This window comes from Synechococcus sp. BA-120 BA3 (genome assembly GCF_034931285.1).
Classification (GTDB): domain Bacteria; phylum Cyanobacteriota; class Cyanobacteriia; order PCC-6307; family Cyanobiaceae; genus Cyanobium.
In genome coordinates this window covers 1-13,993 of sequence record NZ_JAYGHZ010000279.1, presented here as the reverse complement: position 1 = coordinate 13,993, position 13,993 = coordinate 1, and the positions used below count along the sequence as shown (strand labels likewise).

17 protein-coding genes are annotated in these 13,993 nt (G+C 71.0%); 5 read left to right on the top strand and 12 right to left on the bottom strand.

What is annotated here, in order from left to right; genetic code table 11:
- Positions 1 to 1,296: UDP-N-acetylmuramoyl-L-alanyl-D-glutamate--2,6-diaminopimelate ligase (locus VB737_RS11075; protein ID WP_500312953.1), on the top strand; the 1,296-nt coding region annotated here is incomplete at its 5' end.
- 101 nt (positions 1,297 to 1,397) lie between these two features.
- Positions 1,398 to 2,120 carry an aquaporin Z gene (gene aqpZ / locus VB737_RS11070; protein WP_500312956.1) on the top strand — a complete coding sequence of 241 codons (723 nt, stop codon included), beginning with the start codon at positions 1,398 to 1,400 and terminating at the stop codon, positions 2,118 to 2,120.
- Here aqpZ and VB737_RS11065 read toward each other — a convergent pair.
- From VB737_RS11065 to sppA, 12 genes are all read right to left on the bottom strand, one after another.
- A complete protein-coding gene (locus tag VB737_RS11065; protein ID WP_500312954.1) occupies positions 2,102 to 3,265 on the bottom strand; it encodes an aminotransferase class V-fold PLP-dependent enzyme in 1,164 nt (387 codons plus the stop codon). The two genes, aqpZ and VB737_RS11065, sit on opposite strands and share 19 nt — an antisense overlap.
- A gap of 154 nt (positions 3,266 to 3,419) precedes the next feature.
- On the bottom strand, positions 3,420 to 4,622 hold the full coding sequence (locus VB737_RS11060) for an SGNH/GDSL hydrolase family protein (protein WP_500312952.1): 1,203 nt from the start codon (positions 4,620 to 4,622) through the stop codon (positions 3,420 to 3,422).
- A 79-nt stretch (positions 4,623 to 4,701) separates the two neighbouring features.
- Entirely contained in the window at positions 4,702 to 4,890 is a 189-nt protein-coding gene (locus VB737_RS11055) for a hypothetical protein (protein ID WP_216905632.1), read from the bottom strand.
- Positions 4,891 to 5,050: 160 nt separating this feature from the next.
- The gene (locus tag VB737_RS11050) at positions 5,051 to 6,541 is read right to left on the bottom strand and encodes a Ycf46 family AAA ATPase (protein ID WP_500312950.1); all 1,491 of its coding nucleotides are present in this window, start codon (positions 6,539 to 6,541) and stop codon (positions 5,051 to 5,053) included.
- Positions 6,542 to 6,544: 3 nt separating this feature from the next.
- Positions 6,545 to 7,033 carry a YceD family protein gene (locus VB737_RS11045; protein WP_500312948.1) on the bottom strand — a complete coding sequence of 163 codons (489 nt, stop codon included), beginning with the start codon at positions 7,031 to 7,033 and terminating at the stop codon, positions 6,545 to 6,547.
- Positions 7,030 to 8,169: a membrane protein insertase YidC gene (gene yidC / locus VB737_RS11040; RefSeq protein WP_500312947.1), complete on the bottom strand. Its 1,140-nt coding sequence runs from the start codon at positions 8,167 to 8,169 to the stop codon at positions 7,030 to 7,032. Before yidC ends, VB737_RS11045 begins: the two co-directional genes overlap by 4 nt.
- Before the next feature lie 75 nt (positions 8,170 to 8,244).
- On the bottom strand, positions 8,245 to 8,691 hold the full coding sequence (locus VB737_RS11035) for a PH domain-containing protein (protein ID WP_500312945.1): 447 nt from the start codon (positions 8,689 to 8,691) through the stop codon (positions 8,245 to 8,247).
- A complete protein-coding gene (gene rnpA, locus VB737_RS11030) occupies positions 8,666 to 9,106 on the bottom strand; it encodes a ribonuclease P protein component (protein ID WP_500312944.1) in 441 nt (146 codons plus the stop codon). Before rnpA ends, VB737_RS11035 begins: the two co-directional genes overlap by 26 nt.
- An 18-nt stretch (positions 9,107 to 9,124) precedes the next feature.
- Positions 9,125 to 9,262 (bottom strand): 50S ribosomal protein L34, encoded by a 138-nt coding sequence (gene rpmH / locus VB737_RS11025; RefSeq protein ID WP_015108935.1) that lies wholly within the window; start codon positions 9,260 to 9,262, stop codon positions 9,125 to 9,127.
- 28 nt (positions 9,263 to 9,290) lie between these two features.
- Positions 9,291 to 9,908 carry a DUF2808 domain-containing protein gene (locus VB737_RS11020; RefSeq protein ID WP_500312943.1) on the bottom strand — a complete coding sequence of 206 codons (618 nt, stop codon included), beginning with the start codon at positions 9,906 to 9,908 and terminating at the stop codon, positions 9,291 to 9,293.
- Positions 9,909 to 9,964: 56 nt separating this feature from the next.
- Positions 9,965 to 10,381: a chorismate mutase gene (gene aroH / locus VB737_RS11015; protein ID WP_500312942.1), complete on the bottom strand. Its 417-nt coding sequence runs from the start codon at positions 10,379 to 10,381 to the stop codon at positions 9,965 to 9,967.
- Between the two features lie 4 nt (positions 10,382 to 10,385).
- On the bottom strand, positions 10,386 to 11,198 hold the full coding sequence (gene sppA, locus VB737_RS11010; protein ID WP_500312941.1) for a signal peptide peptidase SppA: 813 nt from the start codon (positions 11,196 to 11,198) through the stop codon (positions 10,386 to 10,388).
- Positions 11,199 to 11,295: 97 nt separating this feature from the next.
- On the opposite strand from sppA, the gene VB737_RS11005 reads away from it, so the two are divergent.
- The 3 genes from VB737_RS11005 to VB737_RS10995 all read left to right on the top strand — a co-directional run.
- A complete protein-coding gene (locus tag VB737_RS11005; protein WP_500312939.1) occupies positions 11,296 to 12,258 on the top strand; it encodes a DMT family transporter in 963 nt (320 codons plus the stop codon).
- Positions 12,255 to 13,520: a glycosyltransferase gene (locus VB737_RS11000; RefSeq protein WP_500312938.1), complete on the top strand. Its 1,266-nt coding sequence runs from the start codon at positions 12,255 to 12,257 to the stop codon at positions 13,518 to 13,520. The genes VB737_RS11005 and VB737_RS11000 overlap by 4 nt, the downstream gene beginning before the upstream one ends.
- A gap of 25 nt (positions 13,521 to 13,545) precedes the next feature.
- Positions 13,546 to 13,993: ArnT family glycosyltransferase (locus tag VB737_RS10995; RefSeq protein ID WP_500312936.1), on the top strand; the 448-nt coding region annotated here is incomplete at its 3' end.

The following is a 13,993-nucleotide window of genomic DNA, read 5'->3' as shown; positions in this document are numbered from 1 at the left end:
GTCCACCCCCCGGCCCCCGGCGATCCGGTGCTGGTGGTGGAGCCCCCCCTGGCCCTGTGGGCCGGCCGGCTGGCGGCGGAATTCTGGGGTCAGCCCAGCCGGCGCCTGGCCCTGATCGGTGTCACCGGCACGAACGGCAAGACCACCACCACCTACCTGATCGAGCATCTGGCGGCGGCGGCGGGCCACCCGTCGGCCCTGTTCGGCACCCTGCAGAACCGCTGGCCGGGCTACAGCGCCACCGCCACCCACACCACCGCCTTCGCCGATCTGCTGCAGGCCGATCTGGCCCAGGCGGTGGCGGCCGGCAGCAGCATCGCCGCCATGGAGGTGAGCTCCCATGCCCTCGATCAGCGGCGGGTGGCCGGCTGCCGCTTCGCCGGGGCGGTGTTCACCAACCTCACCCAGGACCACCTCGACTACCACCCGTCGATGGAGGCCTACTTCGAGGCCAAGGCGCAGCTGTTCGCCGCCGATCTGCTGGAGGGCGGCGCCGTGGTCAACGTCGATGACCCCTGGGGGGCCCGCCTGGCCGAGCGGCTGGGGACGGCCGACCGGGGATCCGGCGCCGGACCCTGCTGGCGCTGCTCCCTGGATGATCCATCGGTGGAGCTGCACATCAGCGATCTGGTGATGGGCGCCGACGGGGTGAGCGGCCGCCTGCACAGCCCGCTCGGGGACGGGGCCTTTCGCTCGCCCCTGGTGGGGCGCTTCAACCTGATGAACCTGCTGGAGGCGGTGGGGGCCCTGCTGCAGCAGGGCCTGGCCCTGCCGCCGTTGCTCGACGGCCTGGCCAGCTTCCGGGGTGTGCCGGGACGCATGGAGCGGGTCAGCGGGCCGGCGGGGGTTCCTCTGCCGTCGGTGCTGGTCGATTACGCCCACACCCCCGACGGCCTCGCCAATGCCCTGGCCGCCTGCCGGCCCTTCTGCCAGGGGCGGCTGATCTGCGTGTTCGGCTGCGGCGGTGACCGGGACCGCACCAAACGGCCCCTGATGGCGGCGATCGCCGCCCGCCTCGCCGATGCGGTGGTCGTGACCTCCGACAACCCCCGCACCGAGGACCCCCAGCGGATCCTCGAGGACGTGGTGGCGGGGATCCCCGCCGACACCGAGCTGGTGGTGGAAGGGGACCGGGCCGCGGCGATCGCCGCCGCCATCGCCGCGGCCGCGCCGGAGGACCTGGTGCTGATCGCCGGCAAGGGCCACGAGGACTACCAGATCCTCGGCACCACCAAGGTGCCTTTCGATGATCGGGAGGAGGCCGCCAGGGCGCTGCAGGAGCGGACGGGCGGCTGAGCAGGCTTTGCCATGTGATGCACACGAAGCGCAGGCTGGCGTTCCGTTCGGGTGTAACTTCCCGATGCAACTCCCGGGTGTATATGTCCGCTTCCATTCCCATGCCGAAGAAGTTCCTGGCGGAGCTGATCGGCACCTTCTGGCTGGTGCTCGGGGGCTGCGGCAGCGCCGTCCTGGCGGCCGTGTTCCCCTACGACAACGCCGCCGCCAATCCGCTGGGCCTCGGTTTCCTTGGCGTTTCGCTGGCCTTCGGCCTCACCCTGCTCACGGCGGTCTACGCCATCGGCCACGTCTCCGGCTGCCACATCAACCCGGCGGTCAGCTTCGGCCTCTGGGCCGGCGGCAAGTTCCCCGGTTCCGGCCTGCTGCCCTACATCGTCGCCCAGGTGCTGGGGGCCGTGATCGCCGGCGGCGTGATCAAGCTGGTGGCCAGCGGCCGCCCCGGCTTTGAACTCACCGGCTCCAACCCCCTGGCCACCAATGGCTTCGGTGCCCACTCCCCCGGCGGCTACGGCCTGCTGGCGGCCCTGGTGATCGAGGTGATCCTCACCTTCATCTTCCTGCTGGTGATCCTGGGAGCCACCCACAAGCAGGAACTCGGCGCCATCGCCGGCGTGCCCATCGGCCTCTCCCTCACCCTGATTCACCTGATCAGCATCCCCGTCACCAACACCTCGGTGAACCCGGCCCGCAGCACCGGCGTGGCCCTGTGGGTGGGAGGCGCAGCCATCGGCCAGCTGTGGCTGTTCTGGCTGGCGCCCATCGTCGGTGCCCTGCTGGCCGGCTGGTTCTACAAGGCCGCCTTTCAGCCCACCGAAAGCTGAGCCAGCTGGGCCAGCAGCCGTTCCACCTCGTCCGCCGTGCTGACCAGGTGGGTGCAGGCCCGCACGCAGCGGGGGGATTCCAGGGTTCGCAGCCAGGTGCCCCGATCCCCCAGCCCCTTCACGACGGCGGCCGGATCCAGGGATTCTCCCCCGGGTTCGGCCATCGTGAAGCTCACCAGCCCCGCCGGCGGGGGCACCGTCAGCAGGGTCCGGACCCCGCCAATCCGCTGCAGGCCTTCCCAAAGCTGGCGGCTGCGTTTTTGGATCGCCGCCAGCCGCACGTCGGCAGCGCCTTCGGCCTCCAGCAGTTCCAGGGAGCTGTCCAGCCCGGCGAACAGGGGGGTGCAGGAGGTGGCCACCTCAAAGCGGCGGGCGTCGCGGTGGTAGCCCCCGGCGCCGGGCCCGTCGTGCTCCAGGGTGCGCCAGCCGATGAGGGTGGGTCTGCTCGCCTCCAGCAGCCGCTCGGAGACCGCCACCGCACCAAGCCCTTCGGGGCCGCAGCACCACTTGTGGCCGGTGCAGGCATAGATGTCGGCGGCGGCGGCCGCCTCGGCCACCGGCAGGCTCCCCAGGGACTGGGCCGCATCCACCAGCAGCCAGGGATGGCGAGGATGGCCGGCCAGCTGGGCCGCCACCGCCGCGATCGGCATCGTCTGGCCGGTGTTCCAGAGCAGGTGGGAGAGCACCACCAGCCGGGTGCGGGGGGTGAGGGCCGCCTCCAGCCGCTCGCCCACGGCCGCGGCTGCGGCGGCCGCGTCGCCGGTGAGATCGGCCACCGCCAAGGAGGTGATGCTCAGCTGGTGGCGCCGGGCCAGCTCCTCGAGGGCCGCCACCACGCCGTAGTGCTCGGCATCGCCGACCAGCAGCTCATCACCCGGCTCCCAGGGCAGGCCCCAGAGGGGCAGCACGCACCCCGAAGTGACGTTCTCGGTGAAGGCCACCCGCTCCGGCACCACCCCGAACCAGGCCGCCAGGCGCTGCCGCAGCCCTGAGACCGTGCGGTTCACGTAGGGCCAGACGTTGTCGCTGAAGGGGCCCAGCTCCTGGATGGTGGCGAAGGCTTCGCTGATCGCCGCCAGCGACGGGGTGGGCAGGGGGCCCTGGCCGCCGTAGTTGAAGTAGGTCTTGTTGGCCAGGGCGGGCATCAGGGCCCGCAGGGGAACTGGGGCGGCGGCCTCCGGGCGTGGCCCGAGGTGAGGCCCAAGGTCGGTGCTCAAGGAGGCTCGGCGGTGGCGTTCAGGCAGCTTGGCAGTCGGTTCCCACCGGCCGGCGGTGCCGCCCGTCGCTTCGATGGGCCGATCAGCGGATCGCCCTGACGCCCGAAAGCTTCCGGCGCTTGATCCGTTGGCGCAACCGGCGGCTGTAGCCGAAGGCCACGCCGAGGCCAACGACCGGCAGTGGGCCAGGAACCCGCGCGACCACCTCGCCGTGGAGAGCCAGCCCGACGCGCTGATGGACGGCCGTGGTGGGATGGAGATCGTCCCAGAACAGGCGCCGGGAGGCCGTCTGGGGATCGCTCAGGCAGGCGATGTCGCGGATGCAGGGCACCAGGGAGTCATCCAGGCCGAAGGCGCCGGGATCGCCGTAGATCCGATTGGTCAGGCCGTGGAAGTCGAACAGGGTCAGGCTGGATCCGGCCAGGGTCGGGCGCAACTGGTCCAGGGCGCTTTCGATCGAGGCATTGAAGATGGTGGAAAGGAGGCTGAGGGTCTGCGCCTGAGGCCCGCCCGCAGGGCCTGCCCCCGGGAGGCGACCCAGGTCCGGGGAGTTGAACACCAGAATGTTGCGGGCACCCCGCTGATGGAAGTCGACGGCCGTCGCAACGATGTTGTTGACAGCGTTGCTGATGACCTGTTGAAACACCTGCCCCTCGACAGATGGTGGCGGGGGCTGAATCGTCGGGGGCGCAGGCTGGAGAGCGCCGTCGAAACTGCCGGCCAGCAGTCCCGGCGACTGGGTCAACGCAGCGGTGGTCTGGGTATAGAGAACGTCATTGGGAAACAGCTGGATCACGAACAAGGACGTGGCCGGATGGAAGGCCGGTGCTGAAGCAATGAAGGCATCCCGCTGCCAGGCATTGCCGAGATTCTCGAAGAAGCCAGGGATCACCGGACCGAGCACCGGCGACACGCCGTTGTTGTTGGCCACGCCCGTGGTGGCCCCGCCGATTGCGTAGTTGGTGCCCCCAACCAGAGAGGGCCGGAAGGGGGCCAGTGGATTGGCAGCACTGAAGAAAGGATCTCGCGGATGGAAGCGATTCCAAAGAACTTCCACGGCCGTCGGTCCGTTGCTGAAGCGTCCATCGGCATAGGGCGCTGGCGGAAAGGCCAGCGAGCCGCCCGACTGCATCTGGGTTCTCAGGCCAGCGTTTCCACCGTCCAGGACGCTGTCGCCCACCACAAAGAGGTGCTCCAGCCTGGCGATGCGTGCCTGGGCGGGCAGGGGCTGCAGCAACGCTGTGAAGGCGGCCGTCAGACCAAGCCATGGCAAGACAGTGCCCATGCCCGCTTCCCTGTGATCGGCGGAAGCCTACCGGTAAAAAGCAGAAGTCCTTGCCGTAGGGATCACACCATCGGCGCAATCAGTTGCTGGAGATCACCTGACCCACCACCACGGCCGCCACGGCCGAGAACAGGGTGATGCCGAGGGCCGTCAGGGGGCTCTGGCCCTGGGCCACCGCCAGAGTGGTGATCACGCCGGCCCCGAGGCTGGCCACGGCGAGCTGGGAGGTGAGTTCGCTGCCGGTGCGGGGGCTGGGGCTCGGGGTCACGGCGGCTGCGTCACGATGGATGGCCTGACGCTACGGGCGATGAATCGTTCGTCACCGCCAGCCCCACCAAGCTGTTACCAGGCGTGGTTGTTCTTCATGAAGCCGTTACATCGGGGCCTATCGATGCATTGAAAGTCTTCCACTTTCGTGCCGAATCGCATCAGGAAGCCCTTCCGGCTCCTGAGGCCGGCCGGGCCCGGCCGCTGCTGGCCCAGCTGCGCAGGGCCTCCAGCTGCTCCCGGGCCGTGCGCGAGAGGGGCACCACCTGGCTGGCCGCCGCGATCAGGTCGGCCTCACCCAGCTCGCGGCCCTCGCCGAAGGCCAGGTGCATGGCCTCGATCACGGTCTGCTCCAGTTCGGCGCCGGAGAAGTCGGCGGTGCGGTCCACCAGCACCTCCAGGGGGATGGCATGGCGGGGCCGCCGCCGCCGCAGCTGCAGGTCCAGGATCGCCCGGCGTTCCTCGGCATCGGGCAGCTCCAGCAGGAAGATCTCGTCGAAGCGGCCCTTGCGCAGCAGTTCCGCCGGCAGCCGCTCCACGGCATTGGCGGTGGCCACCACGAACACGGCGCTGCTCTTCTCCGCCATCCAGGTGAGCAGGCTGGCCAGCACCCGCTGGCTGGTGCCGCCGTCGCTGCGGCCGTCGCCACCGCCGAAGCCCTTGTCGATCTCGTCGATCCAGAGCACGCAGGGGGCCATGGCTTCGGCCCGCTGGATCATCTCCCGGGTCCGGGCCTCGCTGGCCCCCACCAGGCCGGCGAACAGGCGGCCCACGTCGAGGCGCAGCAGGGGCATAGCCCAGCTGTGGGCGATCGCCTTGGCGGTGAGCGACTTGCCGGTGCCCTGGGGGCCGATCAGCAGCACGCCCCGGGGCAGGGGCAGGCCGTAGCGCTGGGCCTCCTCGCTGAAGGCCCGGTGGCGCTGCTCCAGCCAGTGCTTCAGCGTCTCCAGCCCGCCGATGTCGGCCGGGGTGGCCTCGGTGGGGCAGTACTCCAGCAATTCGCTGCGGGCGATGGCCTGGCGCTTCTCCTCCAGCACCTCCGCCAGGTCTTCGAGGCCCAGCTGCCCCCGCCGCGCCAGGGCCCGGGCCGCCAGCTGGCGCACCCGCTGCTCGCTCAGCCCGTGGCAGGCGGCGGTGAGCTGCTCGAGCACCCCTGGCTCCAGGGGCTGGCCGCTGGCCTCGGCGATGGCCCGCAGCAGGCGGCCGATCTCCCCGGCCTCGGGCAGGGGCAGCTCCAGCAGGGTGACGCTGTCCTCCAGCTCCCGCGGCAGCTGCCATTCCGGGGCGCTGATCACCAGGGTGTGGGGCACCTGGCGCAGGCCCGCGGCCAGGTTGCGCAGGCGCCGGCAGACGCCGGGATCGTCGGCGTAGCGGTGGAAATCCTTCAGCAGCAGGATCGCCCCCTGCTCGGCCGGCAGCCCGTCGAGGGCGCCGAGGGCCGCCATCGGCTGACGCACCGCCTGACCCTCCAGGCCCGGGCTCCCGCTCAGCCCGCCGATGAAGTCCCAGCGCAGCAGGGTGCGGCCCCCCAGCCGCTGGGCGGCCCGCTCCAGCAGGCCCTCCACCCGCTCCTCCTCCAGGCTGCGGATCCAGAGGATCGGCGTGCGGGAGCGGATCAGAAGATCCAGTTGATCGCCCAGGTCGTGGACCATGGTTCAGCGCAGGGAGCGGAGCGCTGCCCAGCGGGGGTCAATGTCCCCGTTCCCGTCGGCGTCCTCCGCTGGCAGCGGCGGGCCGGGGCAGTCGGGACCGCAGCGGTTCACCAAGGGCAGCTGCAGGCTGAGCTGCTCGAACAGCCAGCGCTCCGGATCGAAGTTGCCTCCCGGATCGAGCCGCTCCACTGGATCCTCGGCCGCGAACAGCACCTCCTCCTCCTCGGGGCGGGCCACGGCGATCTCCAGCAGCTCACGGGCCGTGGCGGCCAGGGCGTGGTTGTAGGTCTGCAGGCAGCGGTCGCAGCAGAGGGTGATGATCGTCTCCGCGGTGCCCTCCACCTCCAGCACCGTGCCGTGGTGGAGGGCCCTCACCCGGCCGCGCACCGGCGTGAGGCTGGCCAGGCCGGCGATGGACTGGTCGACCGGCCAGCTGCGGCCCTCGCTCAGCAGCCGCAACTCCTGCAGGGGCAGCGGCTGCAGCCGGTTCATTTCTTGGTCTTGGGCTCGAAGGGCAGGCGGCCGCCGGCGCTGCCGCCGCCCGCCGTGGCGGTGGCCGGCTGCTGGGCCAGCTGCTTGTCGAGGATCGCCTGAAGATTGTCGGGCAGGGCCTCACGGGTGAGCAGGAAGGTCTGGACCCCCTGGAACACGTTGGCCACCACCATGTAGAGCAACACCCCCGCCGGCAGGGGGAAGAACAGGAACATGGCCGTGATCATCACCGGCGTGATCTTGTTGGCGGTCGCCTGCTGGGGGTTGGCGGGCATGCCCATGCCCGAGAGCAGCTGGGAGGCGAACAGGGTGGCGCCGAAGGCCCCCACCAGGATGGCGATGTCCCAGTTGACGGCGCCGTCGGTGTAGAAGCCCACCTGGCCCAGGGCCTTGATGAACAGGAAGCCGCTGCGGGCCGCCAGGCCGGGGATGCGGGCCTCCACCGTGGCGTCACCGGGGGCCAGGGCCGTGATCCTGCCCTGGTCATCCACCTGCACCACGCTCTCGCCCTTGGTCACCACCCAGCTGGGGGTGAAGCTGTCGCCGTTCTCCACCGTGCCCAGCAGGGAGGCGAAGCTGGTGCCGTCCTTGGCGTGCAGCTCCACCTGGGTGCTGTCACCGACGCCGAGCTTGGTGCCGCCCTCGAGGCTGGCGATCACCGGCACGTGCTCGGTCTCGCTGATGAAGATCGAGTGGCTGGCGCTGTTGAAGGGCTTGGCCTCCAGCGCGGCGATCTCCTCGGCAGGGAGCACCTTGAGGTTGATCGCGTAGGGGACGTCGGCGAAGGGGGACCCCCGCAGGGTGGCGAACAGGGCGAACAGGATCGGCATCTGCACCAGCAGCGGCAGGCAACCCGAGAGGGGACTGCCGAACTCCTTCATCAGGCCGCCCAGCTCCTCCTGCTGCTTCTGGGGGTTGTTGGCGTACTTGGCCTTGATCTCCGCCTGGCGCTGCTGCATCACCGGCTGGGCGATGCGCATGCGCCTGGCGCTGCGGATCGAGCCGGCGCTCAACGGGAACAGGGCGAGGCGGATGACCACGGTGAGGGCCACGATCGCGAGCCCATAGCTCGGAACCAATCCGTAGAAGAAATCGAGGATCGGGAGCAGCAGGTTGTCGGAGATGTAGCCGATCACGGCAGGGGTGCGCTGGGGTGGGGAATCTCGGCTGCCAGTGTGCCCGACCGGGGAGACCGGATGGGGGTCCGGTGGTCAGGCGCTTTCACGGGCCGGGGGGGCGAAGCCGGCGGCACCGGTGGCTCCGGAGGTGCGGGCGGCGGCCTTGCCGCGGCTCTCGCGTTGCTCCTCCATGTAGGCCTCGAGCTCCCGGAAGCGGGGCACCGCCCGCATTTCGAGCTTGGCGCCATCGTTGAGCACCACCACCATGTCGCCCCAGGCGCCGAAGCCCCGCGGCACCGAGCGCACCTCGCGGATCTGGCTGTAGACCACCTGGGTGCGGTCACGGCCGAGCCAGCCGCCGCTGACGCTGATGCGCCGGCTGGTGATGCGGAAGCGCAGCCACAGGGCCCGGACGATGGCCCCCACGGCGAAGGGAATGCCGATCAGGGTGAGACCGAACAGCAGGTTGACGATCAGGTCACCCCTGGCGGGACCGCCCTCGTAGAAGACTGTCTCATTGATCTCGAGCTTGTTCTCCACCCTGTCCTCCGGGGTCAAGGAGCAATCCTGCCTGGCGCAGCAGTTGGTCGCATTCTCCCAGCAGCTGGTCCTCGCTGCGCTCGAGGCAGCCGGGCTTGAGGGTGATGAGCAGCCACAGGGGCTGGTTCGGGGTCGGCGGGTGGCGGCGCAGGTGGTCATGGAAGAGGCGTCGCAGGCGGTTGCGGCGCACCGCCAGCTTGCTCACCTTGCTGCTGATCACGATCCCGCAGCGCCAGGGACTGGCGGTGGGGGGGATGCCGGGGGGGCCGGCGAGGGGCGTTCCGGGGGGCAGCAGGGACGGCTCCGCCGCCAGGACCCGGAGCAGCAGCCCCGGGCCCTGGTAGCGGCGCCCCTGGCGGTACAGACGATCGAAGACCCGTCGGCCTTTCAGCCGGTGCTGCTGCGGCAGGGCCACGGACCTTCCCGGCCGGACTCAGACCGCCAGGCGGGCCCGACCGCGGCGACGGCGGGTGCGGATCACGCGGCGGCCGGTGTGGGTGCGCATCCGCACCCGGAACCCGGACACGCGCTTGCGCTTGCGGCTCGTTCCTTCCAGTGTGCGCTTCGTCATGCTGCTTTCGGCTCAGTCGGCCACCCTATCAGTTGGTGCTGTTGGGCACGATCTGGATCAGCCAGCTGCCCAGGTAGCCCGAGACCGGGATGTCGCCGGGGGCCTGGGCCAGGGCGTTGAACTGATACATGCCGGCGTTGAACGGGTTGAACACGTTCATGTAGACACCGATCGTGTCCTTGTCGGAGACAGGAGTTTCGGGAAAGATCTCGATCGATCGCCCGTTCTCCGACACCTCGATCGTGGCGGGGATCGTCTCGAGGCAGCGGGTTCTCTTGAGCATGCCGCCCTCACTCATCCGGCAGAGCTTGACCTGCTTGGGATCGATCTTGCTGTCGAAGTGGCTGGGAACGCTGATGCTCAGCTTGAGGATCGCCGTCTTGCGGTCCTTCGGCCGCAGCATCAGGTAGTACTCCGCCCGCTGCATGCGGACAGTGTCGGTGGTGAAGAAGTAGAGCTTGCGGTAGTCCCGGTTGTTCTCCCAGCGGAACTCCATCAGGCCGGGCGTGCCCTGGGCCAGGGAGGGGGTGGGGGCGAGCGGGGTGAGGAGGGTGGCGCCGGCGACCGCCAGCGCTCCGAGGCCGGCGGTGCCCAGACGGCCGATGAGGGCCAGGGGATGGGACCGCTCACGCGGGAAGGACGGCATGGCTGGGAGGAACTTCATGCTGAAAGTCTCAACACGCCCGTGCGTCTGCCGCGCCTTCAGTGGTCGGCGGGGGAGCTGGCTGGGGCCGAAAGCTGGGCCGCATCGGCCCGGTCGGGCCTCAGCCGCGCCGCCTCCCGCAGATAGGGATGGACCTCCTCCCGGCTGGCATCGAGCCAGGCGTGGGCCAGGAGCCGGATGCAGCGGGGCAGGTCCCCGGCCACCGCCATCTGCTGGCAATCCAGCAGGGCGACCCGGCCCCAGTCGGCCCGGCGCCGGGCGATGGCGGCCGGGAAGCAGGCGTCCAGATCGGCGGTGACGGAGAAGGTCACCGAGAGCACCCGGTCCCCCGCCAGGTCGTTGCGTTGCAGCAACTCCTCGATCAGTTCCGCCACAGCCTCCGCGATCGCTTCGCCGGTGTTGGCGCTGGCGGTGGTGGCTCCCCGCAGGGCCCTCAGCTCGAGACCAGGCTTCATGACGTCAGGGGCGATGGAGCCAGAGGGGCTGGCCGCTCCAGGCCAGCTCCAGGCTCAGGGACTGGGAGAGCTGCTGCATCAGTGTGCTGCCCGGCAGCAGGCCGAGCAGCTTCCTGGGCGGTTTGCCGAAGCTGACCGTCCGGGCCTTCTCCGGATCAAGCCCCGCCAGCTCCGCCGCCAGGCGGCGGGCGCTCTCCTCGTCCCCCAGGACATCCACCAGGCCGAGCTCCAGGGCCTGGGCGCCGCTGAACACCCGCCCGTCGGCGAAGGTGCGCACGGCGTCAGGCTCCAGGCCCCGGCCCGCGGCCACCGCGGTGACGAACTGGCCGTAGCTGGCGTCGATCAGCTCCTGCAGCAGCTGGCGTTCCGCTTCGGAGAGGGCGCGGTCGGGGGAGAGGATGTCCTTGTAGAGGCCGCTCTTGACGGTTTCGAAGCGGATGCCGATCCGCTTCAGCAGCCGCGACAGATCGTTGCCGCGCAGGATCACCCCGATCGAACCGGTGATGGTGCCGGGATTGGCGACGATCTTCTCCGCCGCCACCCCCACGTAGACGCCGCCGGAGGCGGAGATGTTGCCGAAGCTGGCCACCACGCGGCAGCCCTTCTGCCGCAGCCGCATCAGGGCCGCATGGATCTCCTGGCTGTCGCCGACGGTGCCGCCGGGACTGTCGATGCGCAGCAGCAGGGCGGGGCACTCCCGCTGCTGCACCTGCTCGATGGCCTTCAGCACCCGGACGCGGGTGCCCCCGGCGATCGGCCCCTCGATGGCGATGCGCGCCAGGGTTCGTCGGGACTTGCGGCACCAGGGCCAGGGCATTGTGGAGATGCGCGGTGGCTGGATCTTAAAAAGAAGGCCCGGACGGGCCTGCTCGCCCCCCTCCGCCCCTCCACCGCCGCCCCAGGACTCACGCCCCATGCCCCGGACCCTGCGCTGGGTGTTGATGCTCCTGCCCTTCGCCCTCTGGGGCACGGCGATGGCGGCGATGAAGCCGCTGCTGGGTGGGGCGTCGCCGGCGATGCTGGCCAGCCTGCGGCTGCTGCCGGCAGGACTGGTGCTGCTGCTGGCGGCCCGCCTGCTGGGTCGCTCCTGGCGGGTCGATCCCGTGGACTGGCCCTGGCTGCTGCTGTTCGCCGCCGTCGACGGCAGCCTGTTCCAGGGGCTCCTGGCCCGGGGGCTGGGCCAGACCGGCGCGGGGCTGGGCTCGGTGCTGATCGATTCCCAGCCCCTGCTGGTCGCCCTGTTGGCCCGCACCCTGTTCGGTGAGGCGATCAACCCGGTGGGCTGGCTGGGCCTGCTGATCGGCCTGCTGGGCATCCTCTGCCTGGGACTCCCCGGTGAGGTGCTGCGCCACTGGTGGCTGCAGGGGCCACCGGCCCTGCAGGGGCAGGCCTGGAGCCACGGCGAGGCCTGGATGCTGGGGGCGGCGGCGGCGATGGCCCTGGGCACCGTGCTCTGCCGCTACGCCACCCGGCGCAGCGATCCGGTCGCGGTCACCGGCTGGCACATGCTCCTGGGCGGGGTGCCCCTGGTCCTGGTGGCCGGCGGCGAGGCGCTGCTCCACCCCGGGACGGTGCGTTTCTGGCCCCACTGGAGCCCGCTGGAGTGGGGTCTGATGGCCTACGCGGCCCTGCTGGGCAGCGCCCTGGCCTATGGGCTCTTCTTCTGGTTCGCCAGCAGCGGCGACCTCACCGGCTTCACCGCCCTCACCTTCCTCACCCCCGTGTTCGCGGTGCTGTGCGGGGTGCTGCTGCTGGACGAGCGGCTGGGCCCGCTGCAGTGGCTGGGGGCGGCCCTGGCCCTGCTCTCGGTGCTGCTGATCAACCAGCGCGGCCGGCTCTGGCAGGTGGGCGGGCGGCCGGAGCCGGTGCCGCCATGACCCGCACGGTTCTCTTCGTTCACCAGAATTTCCCCGGCCAGTACCGGCACCTGGCGCCGGCCCTGCTGGCCCGCGGCGACCGGGTGGTGGCCATCGGCGGCCCCACCAGCCAGCCCCTGCCTTCCATCCCGCTGCACCGCTACGACCCCCTGCCCCCCGGGGGGGTGCCGCCCTGCCACCCCTGGGCGGCCGATTTCCAGACCAAGATCCTGCGGGCCGAGGCGGTGGCCCGTTGCCTGGAGTCGCTGCTGAAGGACGGCCTGCGGCCCGATCTGGTGATCGGCCATCCGGGCTGGGGGGAACTGCTGGTGGTGAAGGACCTGCTGCCGGCCGTCCCGGTCCTGCACCAGGTGGAGTTCATCTATCAGCTGGCGGGTGCCGATGTGGGGTTCGACCCGGAGTTCGCTGACGCCGACTGGCGCCCCCGGGCCCGCCTGCGTCTGCGGCGGGCCCCCCAGCTGCTGGCCCTCCAGGACCTGGACTGGGGCCTGGCCCCCACCCCCTGGCAGGCCAGCACCGTGCCGGCCCCGTACCGCCAGCGGCTGAGCGTGATCCATGAGGGCATCGACACGGTGGCGATCGCCCCGCAGGGTCCCGCCCGCCTGCAGCTGCAGCGCGCCGGCCTGAGCCTTGGACCCGGCGATGAGGTGGTGAGCTTCGTGGCCCGCCATCTCGAGCCCTACCGCGGCTTCCACACCTTCATGCGCATGCTGCCCCGGCTGCAGCAGCTCAGGCCCGGGGCCCATGTGGTGATCGTGGGCGGCGACGGGGTGAGCTATGGCGCCGCGCCCGCCGGCGGCGGCAGCTGGAAGGAGGCGATGCTGCGGGAGCTGGGCGACGACCTCGACCGGCGCCGGGTTCACTTCGTCGGCAGGGTGCCCCACCCGGTGCTGCACGAGCTGTTCCGGGTCACGGCCTGCCACGTCTATCTCACCGTTCCCTTCGTGCTCAGCTGGAGCCTGCTGGAGGCGATGAGCTGCGGGGCCCTGGTGATCGGCTCGGCCACGGCTCCGGTGCAGGACGTGATCGATGACGGCCGCAACGGTCTGCTGGTGGATTTCTTCGATCACCGGGCCCTGGCCGAGCGGCTGGCGGCAGTGCTCGCCGACCCCGCCGGCCACGCGGGGCTGCGGCGCCAGGCCCGGCGGACCGTGGTGGAGCGGTTCGATCTGAGCCAGGTCTGCCTGCCCCGGCAGCTGGAGCTCGTGGATCGGTTGATGGCCGGTGCCGCAACACAGGAGGGAACGGCTGGGGAGCGATAGGTTCCCTCCGATTCGCCCCGCCGGTTTGCCCGCCCTGCCCCGCCCCCAGCGCCGCCGGTTGCTGCTGATCACCCTGGTCCTGGGCCTCGTCCTGTTCGCCTGGCAGCTGGGCACCACGGGACTGGTGGATGAGACGCCGCCGCTGTTCGCGGCTTCGGCGCGGGCGATGGCGGAGACAGGCGACTGGCTGATCCCCCGGGTCAACGGCCTGCCCCGCTACGACAAGCCGCCCCTGGTGTACTGGCTGATGGGGCTCGTCTACGCCCTGCCCGGCCAGCCGCAGTGGAATCCCCTGGGCACCTGGGCCGCCCGTTTCCCCTCCGCCCTGGCCGCCATCGGGGTGATGCTGGCCCTGGCGGACACCCTGCTGCGCTGGCCCCAGCCCCCGTTCCATGCCGCCCACGCCCCCTCGTCCCCACCGGCTCCCGCCGCTGCCGCCCCGCCGGCGTCGGAGCGTCCGGGCCTGACGGCCC

Excerpts from the sequence above, each read along its gene's own strand:
- aqpZ (WP_500312956.1), top strand. The coding sequence starts at position 1,398 with ATGCCGAAGAAGTTCCTGGCGGAGCTGATCGGCACCTTCTGGCTGGTG.
- VB737_RS11065 (WP_500312954.1), bottom strand. The coding sequence starts at position 3,265 with ATGCCCGCCCTGGCCAACAAGACCTACTTCAACTACGGCGGCCAGGGC.
- VB737_RS11060 (WP_500312952.1), bottom strand. The coding sequence starts at position 4,622 with ATGGGCACTGTCTTGCCATGGCTTGGTCTGACGGCCGCCTTCACAGCG.
- VB737_RS11050 (WP_500312950.1), bottom strand. The coding sequence starts at position 6,541 with ATGGTCCACGACCTGGGCGATCAACTGGATCTTCTGATCCGCTCCCGC.
- VB737_RS11045 (WP_500312948.1), bottom strand. The coding sequence starts at position 7,033 with ATGAACCGGCTGCAGCCGCTGCCCCTGCAGGAGTTGCGGCTGCTGAGC.
- rpmH (WP_015108935.1), bottom strand. The coding sequence starts at position 9,262 with ATGACGAAGCGCACACTGGAAGGAACGAGCCGCAAGCGCAAGCGCGTG.
- VB737_RS11020 (WP_500312943.1), bottom strand. The coding sequence starts at position 9,908 with ATGCCGTCCTTCCCGCGTGAGCGGTCCCATCCCCTGGCCCTCATCGGC.
- aroH (WP_500312942.1), bottom strand. The coding sequence starts at position 10,381 with ATGAAGCCTGGTCTCGAGCTGAGGGCCCTGCGGGGAGCCACCACCGCC.
- sppA (WP_500312941.1), bottom strand. The coding sequence starts at position 11,198 with ATGCCCTGGCCCTGGTGCCGCAAGTCCCGACGAACCCTGGCGCGCATC.
- VB737_RS11005 (WP_500312939.1), top strand. The coding sequence starts at position 11,296 with ATGCCCCGGACCCTGCGCTGGGTGTTGATGCTCCTGCCCTTCGCCCTC.
- VB737_RS11000 (WP_500312938.1), top strand. The coding sequence starts at position 12,255 with ATGACCCGCACGGTTCTCTTCGTTCACCAGAATTTCCCCGGCCAGTAC.